This window comes from Mesorhizobium sp. M1C.F.Ca.ET.210.01.1.1, from assembly GCF_004791585.1.
Classification (GTDB): Bacteria; Pseudomonadota; Alphaproteobacteria; order Rhizobiales; family Rhizobiaceae; genus Mesorhizobium.
Map to the genome: position 1 here is coordinate 139,908 of NZ_SRUU01000009.1, position 22,216 is coordinate 162,123.

The following is a 22,216-nucleotide window of genomic DNA, read 5'->3' on the forward strand; positions in this document are numbered from 1 at the left end:
TGATGATTCAACCAAACGTCATACTGATCTAATGCCGAACGCGATCGAAGCCAGCAAGCTCGATGTCGGCTATGGCGGCCAGCGGGCGGCCATCAAAGTGCTCTCCGGCCTCGACCTCACGGTCGCGGCCGGTTCCTTCCTCGCGATCCTGGGACCGTCCGGCTGCGGCAAGTCGACCCTGCTGAGAGTAGTCGCCGACCTGCTCGACCCGCTCGGCGGCACCATCAGCGTGCTTGGCGCCACGCCGCACGCGGTGCGCTCGCGCCGCGACGTCGGCTTCGTCTTCCAGGATGCCACCCTATTGCCCTGGCGCACGGTGCGCGACAATGTGCGTCTGCCGCTCGGCGTCGGCCAGGGCAGCCTGACGCGCAGCATCGAGGACCGCAGCACCGAACTGCTGGAGTTGATGGGGCTTGGCGGCCTCGGCGAGCGCCTGCCGCACCAACTGTCCGGCGGTCAGCGCCAGCGGGTCGCAATCGCCCGCGCTCTGCTTGGCGAGCCCAAGCTGCTGTTGATGGATGAGCCGTTCGGCGCCCTGGACGAGATCACCCGCGATCGTCTCAACGACGAGCTGCTTTCGCTCTGGCGGCGTACCGGCACGACGATCCTCTTCGTCACCCATTCGATCGCCGAAGCCGCCTATCTCGGCGAACGCGTGATCGTCCTTGCCGCCAATCCGGGGCGCGTGGTGACGGACCTCGACATGAGGCCCATCAAGCAGGAAGGCAACCGCTGCTCGCGCGAGGACGCCGCGATCGTCGCCGCAATGGCGGAATTGCGCACGGCGCTGGAGCGCGCATCGTGAGAGCGGCGCCGCTTTCCCCGCAAATGACCGTTGCGCTGCCGGTTCTCGGCGCTGCTTCGATCCTGCTCGCCTGGCAGTATCTTCTGCCGCTGCTTGGCGTGCCGGCATATATCGTGCCGACGCCGACGGCGATCTTCGGCGTCTTCCAGAAGAATTTCGCCCTGCTCATTGACAACCTGAGGCCGACGCTGATCGAGGCGCTGGCAGGCTTCGTCATCGGTAACCTGGCCGCTGTGCTGCTTGCCGTGCTCTTCGTGCACAGCCGCATCCTCCAGGCCGCCTATTTCCCGATCGTGCTGTTCCTCAACACCATCCCGATCCTGGCGCTGTCACCGATCATCATCCTGATCTTCGGCCTCGGCATGACGCCGAAGATCGTGATCGCCGCCGTGATCTGCTTCTTCCCGACATTGGTGAACATGATCCGGGGGCTGGATTCGGCTGGTGACAACGAGCACGAGCTGTTTCGGGTATTGTCGGCGACGCGCTGGGAGGTGTTCTGGAGCCTGCGCCTGCCGCGCGCGCTGCCGATGCTGTTCTCCTCGCTCCGCATAGCTTCCGCGACCGCCGTGATCGGCGCCATCGTCGGCGAATGGATCGGCTCGGACAAGGGGCTCGGCGCGCTGATCATCCAGGCGACCTTCAACTACCAGTCCGACCGCCTTTATGCGGCGATCATGCTGTCGTCGTCGCTGTCGATCGCGCTGTTCTGCATCGTCGTGCTGATCGAACGCCGCGCCATCAGATACTAATCCTCCAGGCCCGGTCTGCCGCGCTGCGACCAGCGCGATCGCCAGTTTGCCGGTCCAAAATTATTTTTGAATTCCATTTGACTGAATAAATATTCTCTGCGAACCTTGCGTCAACCGGGGAGCGCAAGGCATGGCATTGCGGGGGACCAATCAGGAGTTCGGGCGGCCCTACAATCGGCGTATCGTCCTTGAATCCATCCGCCGCTTCGGGCCTATCGCTCGCGGCGAAATCGCCCGGCATGTCGGGCTCACCGTCCAGACGGTGTCGACCATCGTCCGCGAACTGGAGGAACAGGGCTTTATCCTGTCGGTCCGCGAGGAACCGAAGGGTCGCGGCCTGCCGCCGGCGACGCTGCGCGTCAATCCGGAAGGCGGTTATGCCGTCGGCATCCACCTCACCCCGCTCGGCATCGATGCCGCGCTGATCAATCTCAGCGGCGACGTGATCGAGAGCGCGCATCGCGAGGCACCCAATGCAGCCCCCAACGATGCATTCGATGCAATCGGCGCCATGGTCGCCGAATTGACCGGCCGCCGCTCTGGTGGCCGCGTCATCGGCATCGGCATGGCGCTGCCTGGACCGTTCGGCGTCGAGCCGATGAGCTTCGTCGGCCCGACAACCATGGCCGGCTGGCAGGACGTTCCGCTGCGCGAGCGGCTGGCGGCTGTTACCGGCCTGCCGGCCTTCTTCGAAAATGACATGGCCGCCGCCGCGATGGGCGAGCGCCTCTACGGTCTCGGCACAAAACACTCCGAATGTTACTATCTCTACTTCGGCTTCGGGCTTGGCGGCACCATGCTGCATGATGGCAGCGTGTTGCGCGGCGCCTGGGGCAATGCCGGCGAGATTGGCCATGTCCCGGTCGTCCCCGGCGGCGAGCTTTGTCCCTGCGGCAATCGCGGCTGCCTCGAACGCTACGTCTCGCTGGAAGCTCGCGGCCGCTGGGATGGCGATGATGCCGAGTGGGTCGCCGAGGTCGCACCGATCCTTCGCAACGCCATCGCCACCATCGAAAACCTCTTCGACCCTGAGACGATCGTCCTTGGCGGGCTCGCCTCGCCTGCCCTGCTCGAGCGGCTGGCGGCATCGGCGGAGCCGCTGCACAATTCGGTCTCGGCCCGCAAGGATCGCACGACGCCGCGCATCCTGGTGGCGCAAGGAGGACAGCACACGGTGCTGCGGGGAGCGGCGGCGCTCGCCGTTTCGGGCGTGCTTTCGCCTCGCTTCGGCCAGATCTTCACTGCCAGGCGACAGAGCGAGGGCGACCTTCTGAAAGGTGGAGACATCGCGGCATGAGCGAACCCCTGCTGGTCCTCGACAACGTCGCCAAGAACTACGGCGCCATCCAGGCGCTGCGCGGCATCAGCTTTTCGATTAGGCGCGGCGAGGTCGTGGCGCTGCTCGGCGACAATGGCGCCGGCAAGTCGACGCTGGTCAAGATCATCGCCGGCGGGCTCGAGCCGACCTCCGGTCGCATGTTGTTCGAGGGCAAGGAGTTCCTCGCCAGATCCCCCGCCGAGGCCAAGGCCGCCGGCATCGAGACCGTCTATCAGGACCTCTCGCTCTGCACCAATGTCGACGTGGTGGCGAACTTCTTCATGGGCCGCGAGATCACCCGCAAGGTGCTGGGCGTTCCGGTGCTCGACGAGCGCGCTATGGAAGCGGTGGTGGCGAAGGCGCTGGCCAATGCGGGCACGCGCATTCCCTCGTTGCGCACCAAAGTCGAGCATCTCTCGGGAGGCCAGCGGCAGGCGATCGAGCTCAACCGCTTCGTCCATTGGGGCGGCAAGCTGGTCCTGCTCGACGAGCCTTTTGCCGCGCTTGGCGTCGAGCAGACGCGCCGCGGCCTCGACATGATCCGCCAGGTGGCGAGCCAGGGCATCGGTGTCGTCATCATCACCCACATCATGCAGCAGGCCTTTCAGGTCGCCGATCGGATCGTGGTGATCCGCCAGGGCGTCGTGGCGGGCGACGTTGCCCGCAACAAGACAAGTCCCGATGCGGTGATCAACATGATCACCGGGGAAACACTCGCCGGTGCCGGACCGGCGAGCTGAGGACAAATGAGGGGTCCGGCGAGAAGAGGAGCGAACGACATGAAGCGAATGCTACTTTCTGTCTTCGGTATCCTGGCACTGGCCATTGCCACGCTCACGCCGGCATTCGCCCAGTCCAAGGGTACCGTCTACTACCTGGTCCCGACACTGCTCGACGAATTCCAGACCGGCTCGGTGAGCGCGCTGGAACTGTTCCTGAAGCAGGTCGGCTACGAGATGAAGACGCTGAACGCCGACAACAAGACCGACGCCCAGCAATCGCAGATGAACGACGTCATCGCGCTGAAGCCAAAGGCGATCATCCTCGCCGCGGTCGATTTCAACGCCTTGAAGCCGTCTGTTGAAGCCGCCCGCGCGGCCGGCATCCCGGTAGTCGAGTTCGACCGCCAGATCACCGCGACACCGTCCGACTTCACTTCTGTCGCCGGAACGGTCGAGATCGGCCATATCGCGGCCGACCAGGCCGAGGCGCTGCTGAAGGCCAAGAACGGCTCGGTCAAGGGCAAGATCCTGCAGGTGCTCGGCGATCCCGGCGACCCGTACACGCTCGACATCCAGAAGGGCTTCGAGGAGAAGATGAAGGCGTTTCCGGACGTCAAGATCATCTCGCTGCCGGCCATGCAGTGGGAGGCGAGCAACGCCGGCACCATCGTCGCCGACCAGATGCTGGCCAATCCCGACATCGACCTGATCTTCAGCCACGCCGCTCATCTTTCGGTCGCGGCAGTCGCTTCGCTGGAGGCCGCCGGCAAGAAGCCGGGCGACGTTATGCTGATGAGCTCGAACGGCGCTCCGGTCGGCCTCGACCTGATCCGCAAGGGCTGGCTGAACGTCGAGGTCGAGCAACCGCTCTACGCGCAAGCGGCAGCCGTCGCCATGTTCATGGACAAGATCGCCAACAAGCAGGAGATCAAGCCCGGCGACTATGACGTACTCGGCCTGAAATCGGTGGTGACCAAGGAGGCCTGGGGCCCGAATATCAAGATCCCGGGTGCGGCGATCACCAAGGAAAACGTCGGCAACCCCGCCTTCTGGGGCAACCAGAAGCCACCGACGGATACAGTGAAGTCCGTCGAATAGGCTTTTTCCATCGAGCTCCGGGCCTGTGGCCCGGAGCCTCGCGGCGCGTCCGCCTGAGGCGGCTGCGCATCACGTCCTGACGTCAACCGGATCGGCCTATGAGTCCGCGCACCCGCCATAGTCTCGAGTTCGTGCTCGACAATCTCGTCTGGTTCATGCTGGTCTTTGTGCTGGCGGTCTTTTCGATTTTCATCCCGAACTTCTTCCAGCTCGGCATCTTTGCCAACATCATCGAAGCCTCCAGCGTGCTCGGCGTGATGTCGATCGGCCTGGCGCTGGTGATCATTGCCGGCCATATGGACCTTTCGGTCGAATCGGTCGCCGCGCTCAGCGCCATGGCGGTCGGCATCATGTTCTGCTCGTCCGGCATCGGCCTTGGCTTGCAACTGCATCCGGACTGGCTGATGGTGCCCGTGTCGCTTGCCATCGCGCTTGCCGTCGGCGGCATCATCGGCATCATCAACGGTTTTCTGATTGTCAGGCTGAAGATGAGCGCCTTCATCATCACGCTTGCCTCCTACATCTGGGTGCGGGGCCTGGTGCTCGTCGTTTCCGGCGGACGCTCGGCGCAGGATCTCGCACCCGCCATACGCTGGTTCGGTATCCAGCGGCTCGCAGGCCTACCGCTCACCGCATGGATCGCGGTCAGCTGCTTCGTGGTCTTCTCGCTGATCCTGGCCAAGACGCCCTTTGGCCGGCATCTGGTGATGATCGGCGGCAACGAGACGGCGACTTTCCGTGCCGGCATCCGCGTCAACCGCAACCTGATCATCGCCTTCGTGCTTGCCGGCGCCATCGCCGGGCTGGCCGGCTGGCTGCTTGCCATCCGCACGTCCGGCGCAACCGCCAATCTCGGCGTCGGCCTGCTCTTCAACGCCTTCGCCGCCGTCGTCATCGGCGGCGTCAGCCTCAAGGGCGGCGTCGGCACCCTGCCCGGCGTCTATGCTGGTGTTTTGCTTCTGTCGGCCATCAACACCGCCATCAACCTCATGGGCCTGCCCGCCAACTTCACCCAGGTCATCCACGGCCTGCTGGTGCTGGCGGCCGTGCTGCTCGACGCTTTCAAGCAAACCATTCGCCAAAAACTCGCATGAAAGGGCGGCTCGCATGACCGGACGCATCGAAGGCAAGGTGGCGGTGATCGTTGGCGCTGCGCGCGGCATCGGCAAGGGCATAGCCCGGCGCTTTGCCGAGGAAGGCGCAACACTGATGCTTGCGGACAGCGAAGCCGAAGCCGGCAAGGCGAGCGCCGACGAGTTGAGCGCCGCCTTCATCCACACCGACATTTCGAGGATGGCCGATGCGGAAGCGGTGGTGGCACTGGCGCTGGAACGCCACGGCCGCCTCGATATCATCGTCCAGAACGCCGGCATCTACCCCTGGCAGCTCATCGAGAACACCAGCCCGGAGGACTGGGACCGCGTCATGGCGGTCAACCTGCGCGGCAGCTTCAACGCCGCGCGCGCAGCGCTCGCGCCGATGAAGGCGCAGCGCAGCGGCCGCATGCTCTTCACCTCCTCCATCACCGGCCCCCAGGTGAGCAGCCCCGGGCATGGCCACTACTCGGCAAGCAAAGCCGGCATCAACGGCTTCATCCGTGCCGCGGCGCTGGAATTTTCCGGCTATGGCATCACAGTCAACGGCGTCGAGCCCGGCAACATCCTGACCGAAGGCATGAAGCTGCATCGCGATGCCGCCTTCATCAAGAGCATGGAGGACGCCGTGCCGCTCGGGCGCCTCGGCACGCCGCGCGACGTCGCCAACGCCTTCCTGTTCCTGGCCTCGGACGACGCCGGCTACATCACCGGCACGACCATCGTCGTCGACGGCGGCCAGTTGCTGCCCGAAGGCCAGGATTTCCGCCTGACGCCGCCGTGATTCTTGATTGGTGCCGGGAAAATGGTGGGCGATGACGGGCTCGAACCGCCGACATCTTCGGTGTAAACGAAGCGCTCTACCAACTGAGCTAATCGCCCGCTCCGGGCCGGACCTTTAAGCAGTTAGGGCTCTATTCGCAAGGCCCAATGAGCAACCGGGCGGCCAGTCGCCAGGCGGATTTCCGCGGCGCCGTCGGACTTGTCAAAAAACCTTCTCTAGTTTGCTGTTATGCTCACATGCCGCGCTTGACACCCGCAAACGAACCCCTTATCCAGCGCCCCAACGACGAACACGCCTGACACGTGCTCGTCAGTGCGCGGGTGTAGCTCAGTCGGTTAGAGTGCCGGCCTGTCACGCCGGAGGTCGCGGGTTCGAGCCCCGTCACTCGCGCCAGTCTTTTCAAGGGCCTGGGCCCTGCTTCTCCGAAACAAGTTTCAAGTTTCCAGATGTCGGAGAATCTCAGCTTTTGTTCCTGCCCGCGCGGCTGCGCGCTGCGGCGAAGCCCTATCGCCGGTATTCAGGCGGACGGCGTGGAATTTGCTGATATGCGGATGGCCTCCGCGCGTTCCGGTCTCCGTGTGCAGATCAGGCAGATGATCAGACCGAAATATCCGGCCTGAAGAATGATCATGGCAAGGACAGCCCAGCCGAGCGCTTCCCACCCCGAACCGGTTATTTCAGCCCACATCGCCACGACGAAGGACGTCGCGAGCATGCCCACTAGAAATCGAGGAAAATGCATGGCTGCGGCCTCCCATGTTTCAGGCGGCTTCGGACTCGGCCGATAAAGAGCCCGCCGCTTCTTTTGTGAAGCGGCGGGGCCCCCTAATTTGCCCCCCGGCTACCAGGGTGATGGTCGCCCCGGCATTGCTGACAGAGCAATTGCGGTGCCAGCCCTGATGACCCATTACGGGACATCTATGCCTAAGGCGCAAGACAGGAGCGTCGATTAACATTAACTGTGGCTAATATGTAACCGTGACCGGAAAGACCGAGTGAGGAGGACTGTCAGGCCAGGGTTTGCGCCCTGTCCGGTGCCCAAAGGGACGAACGCAGGTGCCGGTCCGCTCCCCTATCGAACGCCGATTGCAGCGCCGTTGATTAGCGTTAACTAATCATAGACCGCACTGTCCTATTCTGAGACAGCGCGGTCAACACACCCCCCTGACTGCGCGGGCGGCTCCGACATCCCAGCACCCCATCGCCGTGTCGGAGCCGCCACCTTTCGCAAACATACCAGCAATGGTTGAATCAACTGTTACCGCACGTGCCTACTGGTGTACTTTCCCGATCATTAGACTTTGATGGATTGGAGAGAGCGACAGTCAGGCTCATGCCCTCGCCTGCCGCCGCGCTCGCCCCCGTTTTCGGCCACCGGGCCGGCATAGACGGCGCCGATGCTCGACTCGGGGGTCGCCAAGCCGGCTTCAGCGGCAGCCTTGATTGACGGGGCCAGACAGCGGAATCGGTCCGCAGTCGTTTAGCCGCTCTAACCGTCTGTTCTACGCTTCCGGACGGAAACCGCCGCACACTCTTCCTGGAGCTGCTCCAGCGGCTGGCTCACTCGCCCAACACGACGCCGGAGGCGACAATCTGGGCGGTTCGCGCGGTGAGCTTCTCGCGCTTCACGAGCGTGGGCTTTTCATAGGGCTTCTTCATCGCGCCGTTCCGGAACCAGGCCGCCTTTTGTCGACCAAGTGTATCGGTCAAGACAGTGAACGCGCGCGCTCCGGTTGCGTTCCGAAGCGCGGAGGCAGAGCGAAAATGGGGCGGCTCAACCCCTCGCCAGCAGCGCCTCGACTTCCTGGAGCGTCGGCATGGAGGGCGCGGTGCCCGGGCGGGTCACCGAAATGCCGGCGACGGCGCAGGCAAAACGCACTGCTTCCAGCGGTTCGACGCCCTTGGCAAGTACAGTGGCCAGCCCGCCATTGAAAGCGTCGCCCGCCCCCGTGGTCTCGACCACCGGGCCGGCATTGACAGCACCGACATGGTCGGAACGGTCTTTGGTGTGCAGCAGCGCGCCCTTCTCGCCGAGCGTCACGATGACGGTGCCGACGCCCTTCGCCAAAAGATTGTCGGCGGCCCGGCGGGCCTCGTCGATCGACGAGACCGTGATGCCGGTCAGCCCTTCGGCCTCCGACTCGTTGGGCGTGACATAGTCGCAGAGCGCGTAGATGCTATCCGGCAAGGTGGCCGCCGGAGCCGGATTGAGGATGGTCGTCACCCCTGCCCCGCGCGCGATTTCAAGCGCCTTCAGCGCCGCCTCGATCGGTTGCTCGAGCTGGGTGACGAAGACGCCCGCAGAACGGATCAAACCGGCATGCGCCTCGATGTCGGCGGGCGAGATCAGCATCGCCGCGCCCGGGCTGACGATGATGGCGTTGTTGCCGCTGCCCTCCTCGACGAAGATGTAGGCCGCCCCCGTGTAGCTGTCGGGCGTGTCGATGACCGCGCTCTTCACGCCGGCGCCCTTCCAGGTCTGCTTGGCCATGTCGGCAAAGGCATCGACGCCGAGCCGCGTCAGGAACGTGATGTCGGCGCCGAGCTTGCCTGCCGCCACCGCCTGGTTCGAGCCCTTGCCGCCCGGCCCGAGCTTGAACGAATTGCCGAGGATCGTCTCGCCCATGCGTGGCTGGCGGTCGGCGCGATAAGCGGTATCCGCGACGAAGACACCGAGGATGACGACGGGCTTCCCGATGGCCATTGTCCTACTCCGCATCCGGCGGAATGACACCCTTGCGGAAGGCGAAGCAGCCATAGAAGCGGCGCTCGCCGGTCTGGATGACGCAATAGGCCTTCTTGGCGCGCTCGTAGAAGGCGTATCGCTCGATCGAGATCATCGGCCAGGACTTGCCCTCGGCAGCGTCGATCTCCTTCTGTACTTCCTTCTGCACGGGCGGGATCTCGGTCGGCTTGCCGACGATCTCCATGCGTGCGGCCGCATCGTCGACGAAGCTGTCCAGCGGATAGAGCGACAGCACCGCCTTCACCACATCGGCCGCCGGCGCATCGATGCGCAGCAGCCTGCCGAGCACGGTCTGCTTCGCGACGGAATCGGACGGGAAATTGGTGTCGGCGATGATCAGGTCATCGCCATGGCCCATCGCCCGCAGCGCCTGGAGCACATCGGCATTGAGCAGCGGATTGATCCCTTTGAGCATGGTTTCCTCTTGGAAGTCTGTTGCGGTCAGAGACGCTTGCCGGTCCCTGCGTCGAAGAGATGCACGTGGTCGAGCCGCGGCCTGAGCTTCAGCGTATCGCCTGGCTTGAAGTCGTGACGCTCGCGGAACAGGGCCACCATCTCGGCCTCGCCAAAGCGCACGAACACCAGGGTTTCCGAGCCCGTCGGCTCGACCACCGAAATCGTCGAGGCGACGCCGTCGGGATGGATTTCCAGATGCTCCGGGCGCACGCCATAGACGACGGCCTGTCCATCCTCGGTTTGGGTGCCGGCAGGCATCGGAAAGGCCGAGCCGGCGATGTCGACCACGGACTTCCCGCCCTTCTTCACCGTGCCCTTGAGCAGGTTCATCGCCGGCGAGCCGATGAAGCCGGCAACGAACAGGTTGGCAGGCCGGTCGAACAGTTCCAGCGGCGCGCCGACCTGCTCGATGCGGCCGTCGCGCATCACCACGATCTTGTCGGCCATGGTCATGGCTTCAATCTGATCGTGGGTGACGTAGATGGTGGTGGTCTTCAGCCGCTGGTGCAGTTCCTTGATCTCGGTGCGCATCTGCACGCGAAGCTTGGCGTCGAGGTTGGAGAGCGGCTCGTCGAACAGGAACACCTGCGGATTGCGCACAATGGCGCGGCCCATGGCGACGCGCTGACGCTGGCCACCGGAAAGCTGGCGCGGATAGCGCTTGAGATAGGGGGCGAGGTCGAGGATGTCGGCCGCGCGCTTGACCCGCTCGGCGACCACGGCCGGATCGGTGCCGCGCAGCTTCAGCGCAAAAGCCATGTTCTGCTCTACCGTCTTGTGCGGATAGAGCGCGTAGTTCTGGAACACCATGGCGATGTCGCGTTTGGCCGGCGGCAGGTTGTTGACGATGCGGTCGCCGATCGAGATCGTCCCGCCGGAGACCGTCTCCAGCCCCGCCACCATCCTCAAGAGCGTGGACTTGCCGCACCCCGAAGGGCCGACCAGGACAACGAACTGGCCGTCGGCGATATCGACGCTGACCTCATGCAGAACCTTGACGGTTCCAAAAGCCTTGGCCACATTGGTGATTGCGACTTGAGCCATCCTCTCCCCTATCTTTTTCGGTGAAGCTAGCCATTGCCAGCGGCAAGGGCAAGTCGGTATCTTATAGATAAAAAGCCATTCTTGTTGACAAGGTAATCGATTACGCGAATAGTTGGCGAGTGCCAATCCGGTTTTCGGTCTTGACCCAGGAAATCGGATCTCCAGGCGACGCAGGGTGGGGTCCCACGTCCCCCTATGGTATAGGAGAACCACAGACGTTTGGGCGTCTGAGAGATTGGCATATCCAATTCGAAATCGGTCAAATCACGACCTGAAGTTCTGGGAGGAACCTTGAGATGAGAGTCGATCTTTACGAAAAGCTGGTACGCGCCGGGGCGACCCGCCGCGATCTATTGAAAGGCGCGGCCAGCATGGCCGCACTCGCCGCGGCGTCCGGCGCCGGGCTCGGCGCGCTGACAAAGCCGGCGGCCGCCGACGACAGCTTGCGCGCCAAAATCCTGCAGATTCCGGGTGTAGGCAAAGGCCAGCCCACGGATTCCGACTTCCAGAAGGTTGGCGAGCTTTGCCTGGAAGCAACTAAGGCCAACGTCAAGGAAGGCGAGTTCGCCGGCGTCGAGCTCACCTTCATGGGCCTCAACAACCAGAACCTGCACAATGTGCTGTTCCGTGGCTTCCTGAAGCCGTGGGAGGCCTATACCGGCGCCAAGATCAGCTGGATCGACCTCGCCCAGGCCGACTACAACGCCCGCCTGCAGCAGTCGATCGCCACGGGCACCGTCGACTTCGACATCATCGAGATGGGCGCGCCCTTCGAAGGCGATGTCTGCGGCAAGGGCCTCACCTCCGAGATGCCCGACTGGGTCAAGAAGCAGATCGATTTCGACGATCTGGTCAACTACCTCAAGCCGCCGGTCGGCACCTGGAACGGCAAGCAGTATCGCATCACCATCGATGGCGACGCGCATAACTTCAACTATCGCACCGATGTCTTCTCCGATCCCGACCTCGCCAAGGCGTGGAAGGAAAGCGGGGCGACCACCGAATGGGGCGTGCCGAAGACCTGGCAGGAAGTCCAGGCCGTCACCAAGTTCCTCAAGGGCAAGCAGTTCAAGGGCCAGGACGTCTATGGCTATCTCGACGCGCCCAAGCCCTGGGGCGGTTTTGGCTTCTACTTCCTCGGCAGCCGCGCCAGCGCTTATGCCAAGCATCCCGACGACAAGGCCTGGCTGTTCGATGCCGACACCATGAAGCCGCGCATCAACAACCCGGCCTGGGTGCGGGCGATCCAGGACGTCATCGACGCCCTGCCGTCCGAGCCCGCCGACCAGATCAACGCCGATCCGAATACAACCGCCTTCCAGCAATTCCTGGCCGGCACCGGCTCGATGATCCCCTGGTGGGGCGACGTCGGCTCGAACGTGAAGACCAATGACTCCTCGGTGATCGGCGACGTCACCGGCTTCTCGATCCTGCCCGGCTCGGACGACGTCTACAACTCCAAGACCGGCAAGTGGGACAAACTCGCCAGCGGCCCGAACTATGCGCCGAACTGCGCCTATCTCGGCTGGGGCGTCTACGTCATGGCCCGCGTCGACAGCGACGAGAAGAAGAAGAAGGCCGCATGGTCCGCCGCAGCCCATCTCGGCGGCAAGGACCTGTCGATCTGGACGGCGATGTATCCGTCCGGCTTCCAGCCCTACCGCAACTCCCATTTCAACATTCCGGAATGGGTGGCGGCCGGCTATGACGAGGCCTTCATCACCTCCTACCTCAAGTCGGAAGGCGATTCCTACAACCATCCGAACGCAGCGATCGAGCCGCGTATCCCCGGCATCTTCCAGTATTACAGCGCCGCCGAGGATATCCTGGCCAACACCTTCGCCGGCAAGATGAAGGCGCAGGAAGGCGCCGACGCCATCGCAGCCGCCTGGGAGAAGCTGACCGACCAGATCGGCCGCGAGAACCAGATCAAGCTCTACAAAGCCTCACTCGGCATGTAGTCTCAACCAAGTCGCGGCCCGGCGACGCCATGTCGCCGGGCCGTATCTTTACCGGCCGCGGCCGGGATATTTGTGCAAAGAGGCGAGAGGCGTGGCTGAGCAGACTTCGACCGCGAATGCATGGCCGGCAAATCCGGCGGACCTGATCCCGGCCAGCCGCAAACGCCTCGGCTGGGGCCTGCTGGCTATCGCGACGCTTGCCCTTCTGGCGATCATCGTCGTGCAGATCCTCTACAAGACCGAGATGTCGACAACCGGTTTCGACACATGGCGGCCGGTGATCTACGCCTATGTGCTGTGGGGCATTGCGCTGGGCGCATGGCAGGTGCTGACGCGCGGCGAGGATGGTCAGCGCGCGCTGTTCCTGCTGCCGGCGCTTCTCTTCACCATCGCCATGGTGATCTTCCCGACGCTGTTCGGCTTCTACATTGCGCTCACCGACTGGAACCTCAGCTCTTTCACCGGGCGCAGGTTCAACGGCCTCGACAATTTCTGGCAGATGCTGAGCGATCCCTATTACCGCAACGCGCTGCTCAACATGGTGCTCTATGTGCTGGCGGTGCTGGTCGAATATGTCATCGCCTTCGCGCTGGCGCTGCTCCTCAACGCGCAGATCCGCGCCAGGAAACTCTTCCGCGTTGTCTTCCTGCTGCCGCTGATGCTGTCACCGGTCGCCGTGTCCTGGATGGTCGGCAAGTCGCTGATGGAGTACCGCTTCGGGCCTGCGGCAACGCTGGCGCGTCATCTCGGCTGGAACAATCCCGCCTTCTTCTCCGATCCGATCACCGCCCGCATCTCGATCATGATGCTCGACGCGTGGACCTTCATCCCGTTCATGATGATCATGCTGCTTGCCGGGTTGCAGGCGATGTCGCGCGAGGTGCTGGAAGCCGCGCGGGTCGACGGCGCGACCGCATGGCAGACATTCTGGCAGGTCACCTTCCCGCTGATGCTGCCCGTGTCGGTGACGGCGGTAATCCTGCGTATCATCTTCAAGCTGAAGCTTGCCGACATCATCATCACCTTGACATCCGGCGGCCCTGGCGGCGCCACCGATTCCGTGTCGAGCTTCATTTATCGCGAGTATCGCGACCGCTCGAATGTCGGCTACGGCACCATGCTGGCCATGGCCTATCTCGTCCTCATCATCGTGTTCGTCACCTGGCTACTGAAGCTCGCCAGCCGCTTCGTGCGCAACGTCAACTGAGCGGCATCATGAGCATCCAGACCACTGACTACACCGTTTCCGAGATCCGCTCGCCGGCGGCCTTCCTTGCCAGCCGCGTCTTCATCTATGGCGCGCTGGTGTTCTGGTCCTTCGTCTGCCTGTTCCCGATCTATTGGACGATAACCACCTCTTTCAAATCGGCGGTCGACGTCACGCAGGGCCACCTCATCCCGTTCGTCGACTTCATGCCCGACTGGAAAGGCTGGCGCTCGCTCGGCCTGTCGCCGGATTCGATCTTCCAGACCTCGACCGTGCGCGACGAGTTCATCAAGCGCTTCATGAACTCGGTCATCACTTCGGTCGGCGCATCGAGCCTCGCCATCGTCATCGGCAGCCTCGCCGCCTACGGCCTCACGCGCTACCGCTACAAGTTCGCCTGGTTCAAGAACGAGGATATCTCCTTCTTCTTCCTGTCGCAGCTCATCCTGCCGCCGGTCGTGCTGGCGCTGCCCTTCCTGGTGCTCTACCGCGAAGTGGCGCTGCTCGACACACGCATCGGCCTCGTCCTGCTCTACACGCTGATGGTGCTGCCGATCGTCATCTGGATCATGCGCGACCAGTTCAACTCTATTCCCGTCGAGTTGGAGGAGGCAGCACTGGTCGACGGCCTGACGATCTGGGGCGCCTTCTTCCGCATCGTCATGCCGATCGCGCTTCCGGGCATGGTCGCCGCCTTCATCCTGGCGATGGTGCTCTGCTGGAACGAATATTTCTTCGCCGCCCTGCTCACCTCGACCGATGCCAAGACCATCCCCGTCATGGTGGCGAGCCAGACGGGCTCGCAAGGCATCAACTGGTGGTCGATGGCAGCCCTTGCCACGGCGGCGATCGCGCCGTTGGCGATCATCGGCATCGCGCTCGAACGCTACCTGATCATGGGCATGACGGCCGGTTCGGTGAAGTAGGCGGCTTTCCCCTTCTTCCCTTGCGGGAGAAGGAGACGCGCACCTACCTCACCAATATCGCCCTGAGATGATCGAGGATCATCGCGACACCCTTCTGCCCGAGCTCGGCCGACGCCTCCGGCGCGCTTTTCGTGTACCAGCCGGTGTTGTCCGCGAAATGATTGGCGTCCACCGCTTCGGGACACAGCGCCAGCATCAGCGAGGTCTCGCCGATACCGGCATGGTCGAACGGGTATCTGCCGTTCATCGCGGCCGGCATAAGCGGATGCACCTGCACCCAGTTGAAGACGTTCTCGCCCGCAGCATGGCCGGCATAGTAATCGGCCATCTTGTCGGAGCCCCACCAGCCCTCGCCGCGCTCCTTTTCCAGGAAGCGGAAGATCGCCTGGCGGCCGGCGGTCTTGAAGGCGAGATCGGTCGGCATGCCGGCAACAAAGTTCTCGGTCTGGTGATGGATGATGGCGTGGATGTTGCGGAAGCCGATACGCAGCAGGCCATAAAACAGCTCCTCGGCGAAAGGCGCCAGCACCGGGCCGCCGACCTGCACCGAGCCGCTGCCTTCCGGCGCCGCCACGGCATAGCTCGCCGCGCCATAGTAGAAGGGCGGCAGGATGACGATGTCCGTCTCCTTCTCGAAGCGTTCCAGCGTCTTGATCACCGCCAGCGTGTCCATGCCGACCGCCATGTGCTCGCCATGGTATTCGAGCACGCCGAGTGGCAGCACGACCGGCCAGTTCTCTTCGATCGCCTTGCCGATCTGGTGCGGCAGCATCAGCTCGTAGCGCATCACACTACTCCATATTGGTATGCCGGGCACGCATCGCCTCCGGCGTCGCGCCTGTCAGCGCCTTCAGCTTCAGCACCATCACCTCGAACAGCAGGAACAGCGCGCCCTCGAACAGCGAGCCCATCGGCAGCACGGAGGTTCTGGCGGCGCCCTGGTCGCTGGCCATGGTCTGGGCCGGAACGAACAGCGTGAAATCGGCAAGCTTCGCGGCGCTGCCTGCCGGCTCGGCCGTCAGAAGCAGCACCTTGGCGCCGGCATCGCGCGCAACTCGCATCAGGGTCAGCACCGTCGTGGTCTCGCCCGGTCCGGAACTCACAAGGAAGACATCGCCTTCGCCCAGTGGCGGCGTGGTCATGTCGCCTACCACCGCGACGGGCAGGCCGAGATGGAAGAGCCGCATGGCGAAGCCCTTGACCTGCAGCGCTTCGCGGCCGCAGCCGTAGACGGCGATCCTGCCGGCGCCGGCAAGCATTTCGCAGGCGGCGTCGATCCGATCGCCGTCGATGCGCCCCACCACGGCGCCGAGTTCGTCCAGCGCGGCCGCAAACATCTCCGATCCGGCTTGCGTCATGGCTCTTCGTCCCGTTACCGAAGCTTGCATAGGCTTGCGGCTTCGCAACCGCCCGTCCCGCGAAACACTTGTTTTTGTTCATGCTATCACTGCGAAAACTCGTGTCCAACGAGCCTCGGCGCTTTTGCTGTGCCGCCGGCGTGGTAGTGTCATGTCGGACAAATCAATCCGGGACATCGTGGACTATGAAGACACGGCACTTCGACCGCATCGGCAATGGCGGCATCACCTTCACCGAACTTGGCTTCGGCACCGCGCCGCTCGGCAATCTTTACCGTGCCGTCTCCGATGAGGACGCCAACGCCACGCTGGAAGCGGCATGGGAAACCGGCTGCCGCTACTTCGACACTGCGCCTCTCTACGGCCTCGGCCTCTCCGAAACCCGGCTCAACCCGTTCCTGCGCGGCAAGAAGCGTGACGACTATGTGCTGTCGAGCAAGGTCGGCCGCCTCATGCGCGTCTGCCCACCCGACCAGCGCACCGGCATCGGCAAGTTCTTCGACACGCCATCGCGCAAGGAAGTCTACGACTACAGCTATGACGGCGTGATGCGTTCCTTCGAGGCTTCGCTGGAGCGTCTCGGCGTCGATCGCATCGACATCCTCTATGTGCACGATGTCGACATCTTCACCCATGGCAGCAAGGAGGCGTCGGACCGGCGCATCGAGGAGTTCATGTGCTCCGGCTATTACGGCCTGCTTTCGCTGCGCGACCAGGGCGTGATCAAGGCGTTCGGCGGCGGCATCAACGAATGGCAGGTCTGCCAGACACTGGCCGAGCGCGGCGACTTCGACCTGTTCCTGCTCGCCGGCCGCTACACGCTGCTCGAGCAGGAAGCGCTAGGCTCCTTCCTGCCGCTCTGCGAAAAGCGTGGCATCGGCGTCGTTCTTGGCGGGCCTTACAATTCCGGCATACTGGCGACGGGACCGAGGCCGGGCGCCTTCTACAACTACAGCGAGGCGCCAAAGGGTGTGCTCGAGCGCGTGGCGCGCATCGAGGCAGTCTGCAAGCGCCATGGCGTTCGGCTGATCGAGGCTGCGCTGCAGTTCCCGCTGCGGCATCCTTGCGTGATGTCGGTGATCCCCGGCGGTCAGCGGCCGGCCGAGGTCGAAAGCAACCGAGCGCTGCTCGACGTCAAGATCCCGGGGGACTTGTGGGCGGATCTCAAGCAGGAAGGCCTGATGCGCGCCGACGCGCCGACCGGTTAAAGCGCGCCGCGCTTTTTGGTCTTGCCTTGATGCATGTCGTGCCGCTGCAGGGCACAAAAAAGAAGAGCCGGGCAAGCCCGGCTCTTCTGAGCTTTAAAGAAAAGGTCTTAGTTGACCGCGTCCTTGAGGCCCTTGCCAGCCGAGAACTTCGGCACGGTGCGCGCCGGAATCTTCACTTCCGCGCCGGTCTGCGGATTACGGCCGGTCGAAGCAGCGCGTTTTGACACGGTGAAATTTCCGAAGCCGACAAGCCGGACATCGCCGCCCTTCTTCAGTTCGCCAGTGATCACGGAGAACACCGCATCGACGGCGGACTGTGCATCAGCCTTCGAAATGCTTGCGGAGTCGGCGACAGCGGACACCAGTTCGTTCTTGTTCATCAAAATTCCCTTCCATGAGAAAACCGGAACTACGACTCATCCGGCAGGAAACGGACTTTAGAAAGAAGCGTTCCGGAACCCAAGCCGAAAACCGCGGAATTCCGGGCTTTTTTCGACTTTTCGGAGCTTTTTTCACATGAAAAAGCCGGGCTTGAAGCCCGGCTCTCTCTTTGTGCGCTGCAATGTTAGAAGATTCTAATGAGCTAGCGACTTGCCGGCATCGTCGCCGGCATCCACGGCAGCCGGCGGATTGACCGGCTCGACCCATTCGATCGGCTCCGGCATCCTGACCAGCGCGTGCTTCAGCACCTCGCCGACCCGCGAGACCGGGATGATCTCCATGTTGTTCTTCACATTGTCCGGAATCTCCGCCAGATCCTTGACGTTCTCTTCCGGGATCAGCACCTTCTTGATGCCGCCGCGCAGCGCCGCGAGCAGCTTCTCCTTCAGGCCGCCGATCGGCAAGATACGGCCGCGAAGCGTTATCTCGCCAGTCATCGCCACATCGGCCCGGACCGGAATACCGGTCAGGATCGACACGATGGCCGTGGCCATGGCGGCGCCAGCAGACGGGCCATCCTTCGGCGTGGCGCCCTCCGGCAAGTGCACGTGGATGTCACGCTTGTCGAACAGCGGCGGCTCGATGCCGAAATCGATCGCCCGCGAGCGGACATAGGAAGCCGCCGCCGAGATCGATTCCTTCATCACGTCGCGCAGGTTGCCGGTCACCGTCATGCGGCCCTTGCCGGGCATCATGACGCCTTCGACCGTCAGCAGCTCGCCGCCGACTTCCGTCCAGGCAAGACCGGTGACGACGCCGACCTGATCGTCAGCCTCGACCTGACCGAAGCGGAAGCGCGGAACGCCGAGATAGTCGGCGAGGTTGTTCGCCGTGATCTTCACCGTCTTCTTCTTCGTCTTTAGGATCTCGGTCACCGCCTTGCGCCCGAGCTTCATCAGCTCGCGCTCCAGGCTGCGCACGCCGGCTTCCCTGGTGTAGGTCTGGATGATGCCGCGGATCGCGTCCTCGCCGACCGAGAACTCGTTCGGCTGCAGGGCGTGGTCGCGGATCACCTTCGGCATCAGGTGCCGCTTGGCGATCTCGATCTTCTCATCCTCGGTGTAGCCGGCGATACGGATGATCTCCATGCGATCCATCAGGGGCGCAGGGATGTTCAGCGTGTTCGCCGTCGTCACGAACATCACGCTCGACAGGTCGTATTCGACCTCGAGGTAATGGTCCATGAACGACGAGTTCTGCTCCGGATCGAGCACCTCGAGCAGCGCCGACGACGGATCGCCGCGGAAGTCCTGGCCCATCTTGTCGATCTCGTCGAGCAGGAAGAGCGGGTTGGACTTCTTGGCCTTCTTCATCGACTGGATGACCTTGCCGGGCATCGAGCCGATATAGGTCCGCCGGTGGCCCCGAATCTCGGCCTCGTCGCGCACGCCGCCGAGCGCCATGCGGATGAACTCGCGCCCCGTGGCCTTGGCGATCGACTTGCCGAGCGAGGTCTTGCCGACGCCGGGCGGTCCGACGAGGCACAGGATCGGTCCCTTGAGCTTCTTCTGGCGGCTCTGCACGGCGAGATACTCGACGATGCGCTCCTTGACCTTGTCGAGGCCGAAATGGTCGGCGTCGAGCACGTCCTGCGCATAGCCTAGATCCTGCTTGACCTTGGAGTTCTTGCCCCACGGGATCGACAGCAGCCAGTCGAGATAGTTGCGCACGACCGTCGATTCAGCCGACATCGGCGACATCGACCGCAGCTTCTTCAACTCGGCTTCCGCCTTCTCGCGGGCCTCCTTGGAAAGCTTGGTCTTCTTGATGCGCGCCTCGATCTCGGCAGCCTCGTCGCGGCCGTCCTCGCCCTCGCCGAGCTCCTTCTGGATCGCCTTCATCTGCTCGTTGAGGTAGTACTCGCGCTGCGTCTTCTCCATCTGGCGCTTGACGCGCGAGCGGATGCGCTTCTCTACCTGGAGCACGGAGATCTCGGCTTCCATGAAGCCCATCGCCTTCTCGAGACGCTCCTTGACGGAGAGCGTGGCCAGCATCTCCTGCTTCTCGGGGATCTTGATGGCAAGATGCGAGGCGACCGTGTCGGCGAGCTTGGAATAGTCGTCGATCTGGCTTGCGGCGCCAACCACTTCGGGCGAGATCTTCTTGTTCAGCTTGACGTAGTTTTCGAAGTCGGTGACGACCGAGCGGGCGAGCGCCTCGATCTCGACCTCTTCCTCCTCCGGCTCGACCAGCGCCGTGGCGCGGGCCTCGTGGAAGTCGGCGCGATCGGTGAACGAGACGATCTTGGCGCGCGAGGCGCCCTCGACCAGCACCTTCACGGTGCCGTCGGGAAGCTTCAGCAGCTGCAGCACATTGGCGAGCGTGCCGATGTCGAAGATGGCATCGGGCTCAGGATCGTCGTCGGCTGCGTTCATCTGGGTGGCAAGCAGGATCTGCTTTTCCTGACCCATCACTTCTTCCAGGGCCTTGATCGACTTTTCGCGGCCCACGAAGAGCGGAACGATCATGTGCGGGAACACGACGATATCGCGCAGTGGGAGAACCGCGAAAACGCCGTCGCTGGAAGATTTGGATATCTTGGCCATTGTCCAACCTTTCATGTCGCGGCCGCTAATTGAGCCAACCGCGAATCTTATATTAACGACCGAGCGTCGTTCCGCCTACCACCGTTTGTGACGGGAGTTTTACAGCACAGAATCCGGCGCTTCGGCCTTCCGCTGTTAGGTGGATGCGGGCGGGGCAAAGATCAAGGGTTAGCACGGTCCGTTCGTCCACTCCATCACCAGGCGGCACATCCCTCCCAGCAAAACGGCGCCACGCGGGCGCCGTTCCATGAAAAATGCCGGGTGAGCTGCCATGTCAGGCGCTGACGTTGCCCTTCTTTTCCTTCTGCTCGGAATAGATGTAGAGCGGCCTGGCATTGCCCGAGACCACCTCTTCCGAGATCACCACTTCGCGCACGCCTTCCAGCGCCGGAAGCTCGAACATGGTGTCGAGCAGGATCGCTTCCATGATGGAGCGCAGGCCGCGCGCGCCGGTCTTGCGCTCGATGGCGCGCTTGGCGATCGCCGAGAGCGCGTTCTCGTGGAAGGTCAGGTCGACATTCTCCATCTCGAACAGCCGCTGATACTGCTTGACCAGCGCGTTCTTCGGCTCGGTCAGAATCTGGATCAGCGCCGGCTCGTCGAGGTCCTCGAGCGTGGCAAGCACCGGCAGACGGCCGACGAATTCGGGGATCAGGCCGAATTTCAGGAGATCCTCGGGCTCGACCTGGCGGAACAGGTCGCCGGTGCGGCGATCCTCGGGCGAGGCCACCGTGGCGCCGAAGCCGATCGAGGTCTTGCGGCCGCGATCCGAGATGATCTTGTCGAGCCCGGCGAAGGCGCCGCCGCAGATGAACAGGATGTTGGCGGTGTCGACCTGCAGGAATTCCTGCTGCGGATGCTTGCGGCCGCCCTGCGGCGGCACGGAAGCGACCGTGCCCTCCATGATCTTCAAGAGCGCCTGCTGCACGCCCTCGCCCGACACGTCGCGGGTGATCGAGGGGTTGTCCGACTTGCGCGAGATCTTGTCGATCTCGTCGATATAGACGATGCCACGCTGGGCGCGCTCGACATTGTAGTCGGCCGACTGCAACAGCTTCAGGATGATGTTCTCGACGTCCTCGCCGACATACCCGGCCTCGGTCAGCGTCGTGGCGTCGGCCATGGTGAAGGGCACGTCGATGATGCGGGCGAGCGTCTGCGCAAGCAGCGTCTTGCCGCAGCCGGTCGGGCCGATCAGCAGGATATTCGACTTCGCCAACTCTACGTCGTTGTTCTTGCCGGCATGCGCGAGGCGCTTGTAGTGGTTGTGGACGGCCACCGACAGCACCCGCTTGGCGTAGGGCTGGCCGATGACATAGTCGTCGAGGACCTTGAGGATCTCCTGCGGGGTCGGAACGCCCTCGCGCGACTTCACCATCGAGGTCTTGTTCTCCTCGCGGATGATGTCCATGCAGAGCTCGACGCATTCGTCGCAGATGAAGACGGTCGGACCGGCGATCAGCTTGCGCACTTCATGCTGGCTTTTGCCGCAAAACGAGCAATAGAGCGTGTTCTTTGAATCACCGCCGTTGTTGCTTACCTTGCTCATTTTCTTGTCCTTTCACCGCCTGCCCGCCGATGATCTGGCCGCATTGGCGTCTCACCAATCTATCGCAGGAATCCGCAGCCGCCAGTGTCTCGGCTCACACAGCGCATTCCGTACGAAACACAATCAGAAAACGCTTCAATGATTCGCAGCAACCCCATGCAAAGCTAAGCCGTCGAAAATCAACATAGCCTTAACGTAGGC

21 protein-coding genes and 2 tRNA genes are annotated in these 22,216 nt (G+C 63.2%); 12 read left to right on the top strand and 11 right to left on the bottom strand.

Annotation, left to right across the window (positions count from 1 at the left end):
• Positions 1 to 31 precede the first annotated feature (31 nt).
• From EN853_RS12780 to EN853_RS12810, 7 genes are all read left to right on the top strand, one after another.
• Positions 32 to 805 (top strand): ABC transporter ATP-binding protein, encoded by a 774-nt coding sequence (locus EN853_RS12780; protein WP_127860080.1) that lies wholly within the window; start codon positions 32 to 34, stop codon positions 803 to 805.
• Entirely contained in the window at positions 802 to 1,557 is a 756-nt protein-coding gene (locus tag EN853_RS12785; protein WP_127860079.1) for an ABC transporter permease, read from the top strand. The genes EN853_RS12780 and EN853_RS12785 overlap by 4 nt, the downstream gene beginning before the upstream one ends.
• 130 nt (positions 1,558 to 1,687) lie before the next feature.
• Positions 1,688 to 2,854 (top strand): ROK family transcriptional regulator, encoded by a 1,167-nt coding sequence (locus tag EN853_RS12790; RefSeq protein WP_127860078.1) that lies wholly within the window; start codon positions 1,688 to 1,690, stop codon positions 2,852 to 2,854.
• The gene (locus EN853_RS12795) at positions 2,851 to 3,615 is read left to right on the top strand and encodes an ATP-binding cassette domain-containing protein (RefSeq protein WP_127860077.1); all 765 of its coding nucleotides are present in this window, start codon (positions 2,851 to 2,853) and stop codon (positions 3,613 to 3,615) included. Before EN853_RS12790 ends, EN853_RS12795 begins: the two co-directional genes overlap by 4 nt.
• A 39-nt stretch (positions 3,616 to 3,654) precedes the next feature.
• Positions 3,655 to 4,695, top strand: a complete 1,041-nt coding sequence (locus EN853_RS12800) for a sugar ABC transporter substrate-binding protein (RefSeq protein WP_127860076.1) — start codon at positions 3,655 to 3,657, stop codon at positions 4,693 to 4,695.
• Positions 4,696 to 4,793: 98 nt separating this feature from the next.
• Positions 4,794 to 5,789 carry an ABC transporter permease gene (locus EN853_RS12805; protein WP_127860075.1) on the top strand — a complete coding sequence of 332 codons (996 nt, stop codon included), beginning with the start codon at positions 4,794 to 4,796 and terminating at the stop codon, positions 5,787 to 5,789.
• A gap of 13 nt (positions 5,790 to 5,802) precedes the next feature.
• The gene (locus EN853_RS12810; RefSeq protein WP_127860074.1) at positions 5,803 to 6,573 is read left to right on the top strand and encodes an SDR family oxidoreductase; all 771 of its coding nucleotides are present in this window, start codon (positions 5,803 to 5,805) and stop codon (positions 6,571 to 6,573) included.
• A 22-nt stretch (positions 6,574 to 6,595) separates the two neighbouring features.
• Here the strand turns inward: EN853_RS12810 and EN853_RS12815 are convergent.
• A tRNA-Val gene (locus EN853_RS12815) sits at positions 6,596 to 6,671 on the bottom strand.
• A 218-nt stretch (positions 6,672 to 6,889) separates the two neighbouring features.
• Here EN853_RS12815 and EN853_RS12820 point away from each other — a divergent pair.
• Positions 6,890 to 6,966 (top strand) — tRNA-Asp (locus EN853_RS12820).
• Between the two features lie 124 nt (positions 6,967 to 7,090).
• Here the strand turns inward: EN853_RS12820 and EN853_RS12825 are convergent.
• The 5 genes from EN853_RS12825 to ugpC form a co-directional block, all read right to left on the bottom strand.
• Entirely contained in the window at positions 7,091 to 7,315 is a 225-nt protein-coding gene (locus EN853_RS12825; protein WP_127860073.1) for a hypothetical protein, read from the bottom strand.
• 818 nt (positions 7,316 to 8,133) lie between these two features.
• The gene (locus tag EN853_RS33915) at positions 8,134 to 8,232 is read right to left on the bottom strand and encodes a putative RiPP precursor (protein ID WP_189343878.1); all 99 of its coding nucleotides are present in this window, start codon (positions 8,230 to 8,232) and stop codon (positions 8,134 to 8,136) included.
• A 115-nt stretch (positions 8,233 to 8,347) separates the two neighbouring features.
• Positions 8,348 to 9,277, bottom strand: a complete 930-nt coding sequence (gene rbsK / locus EN853_RS12830; RefSeq protein WP_127860072.1) for a ribokinase — start codon at positions 9,275 to 9,277, stop codon at positions 8,348 to 8,350.
• A gap of 4 nt (positions 9,278 to 9,281) precedes the next feature.
• Positions 9,282 to 9,734, bottom strand: a complete 453-nt coding sequence (locus tag EN853_RS12835; RefSeq protein WP_127860071.1) for an RbsD/FucU family protein — start codon at positions 9,732 to 9,734, stop codon at positions 9,282 to 9,284.
• Between the two features lie 26 nt (positions 9,735 to 9,760).
• Entirely contained in the window at positions 9,761 to 10,819 is a 1,059-nt protein-coding gene (ugpC, locus tag EN853_RS12840) for a sn-glycerol-3-phosphate ABC transporter ATP-binding protein UgpC (RefSeq protein ID WP_127860070.1), read from the bottom strand.
• Positions 10,820 to 11,115: 296 nt separating this feature from the next.
• Between ugpC and EN853_RS12845 the strand changes: the two genes are divergently transcribed.
• From EN853_RS12845 to EN853_RS12855, 3 genes are all read left to right on the top strand, one after another.
• Entirely contained in the window at positions 11,116 to 12,780 is a 1,665-nt protein-coding gene (locus EN853_RS12845) for a sugar ABC transporter substrate-binding protein (protein WP_127860069.1), read from the top strand.
• A gap of 91 nt (positions 12,781 to 12,871) precedes the next feature.
• The gene (locus tag EN853_RS12850; RefSeq protein ID WP_127860068.1) at positions 12,872 to 13,987 is read left to right on the top strand and encodes a sugar ABC transporter permease; all 1,116 of its coding nucleotides are present in this window, start codon (positions 12,872 to 12,874) and stop codon (positions 13,985 to 13,987) included.
• 8 nt (positions 13,988 to 13,995) lie between these two features.
• Positions 13,996 to 14,913: a carbohydrate ABC transporter permease gene (locus EN853_RS12855; RefSeq protein ID WP_127860067.1), complete on the top strand. Its 918-nt coding sequence runs from the start codon at positions 13,996 to 13,998 to the stop codon at positions 14,911 to 14,913.
• 43 nt (positions 14,914 to 14,956) lie between these two features.
• Here the strand turns inward: EN853_RS12855 and EN853_RS12860 are convergent, their stop codons facing one another.
• Complete coding sequence (locus tag EN853_RS12860) at positions 14,957 to 15,700, bottom strand: creatininase family protein (RefSeq protein ID WP_127860066.1); 744 nt, start codon at positions 15,698 to 15,700, stop codon at positions 14,957 to 14,959.
• A 4-nt stretch (positions 15,701 to 15,704) separates the two neighbouring features.
• Positions 15,705 to 16,271 carry an SIS domain-containing protein gene (locus tag EN853_RS12865; RefSeq protein ID WP_127860065.1) on the bottom strand — a complete coding sequence of 189 codons (567 nt, stop codon included), beginning with the start codon at positions 16,269 to 16,271 and terminating at the stop codon, positions 15,705 to 15,707.
• A gap of 185 nt (positions 16,272 to 16,456) precedes the next feature.
• On the opposite strand from EN853_RS12865, the gene EN853_RS12870 reads away from it, so the two are divergent.
• Positions 16,457 to 17,479: an aldo/keto reductase gene (locus EN853_RS12870; protein WP_127860064.1), complete on the top strand. Its 1,023-nt coding sequence runs from the start codon at positions 16,457 to 16,459 to the stop codon at positions 17,477 to 17,479.
• A gap of 107 nt (positions 17,480 to 17,586) precedes the next feature.
• On the opposite strand, the gene hupB is transcribed toward EN853_RS12870, so the two are convergent.
• From hupB to clpX, 3 genes are all read right to left on the bottom strand, one after another.
• On the bottom strand, positions 17,587 to 17,859 hold the full coding sequence (gene hupB / locus EN853_RS12875) for a DNA-binding protein HupB (RefSeq protein ID WP_027166452.1): 273 nt from the start codon (positions 17,857 to 17,859) through the stop codon (positions 17,587 to 17,589).
• Between the two features lie 195 nt (positions 17,860 to 18,054).
• Entirely contained in the window at positions 18,055 to 20,466 is a 2,412-nt protein-coding gene (gene lon, locus EN853_RS12880) for an endopeptidase La (RefSeq protein ID WP_127860063.1), read from the bottom strand.
• Between the two features lie 274 nt (positions 20,467 to 20,740).
• Positions 20,741 to 22,015, bottom strand: a complete 1,275-nt coding sequence (clpX, locus tag EN853_RS12885; protein ID WP_059185169.1) for an ATP-dependent Clp protease ATP-binding subunit ClpX — start codon at positions 22,013 to 22,015, stop codon at positions 20,741 to 20,743.
• Positions 22,016 to 22,216: the final 201 nt, after the last annotated feature.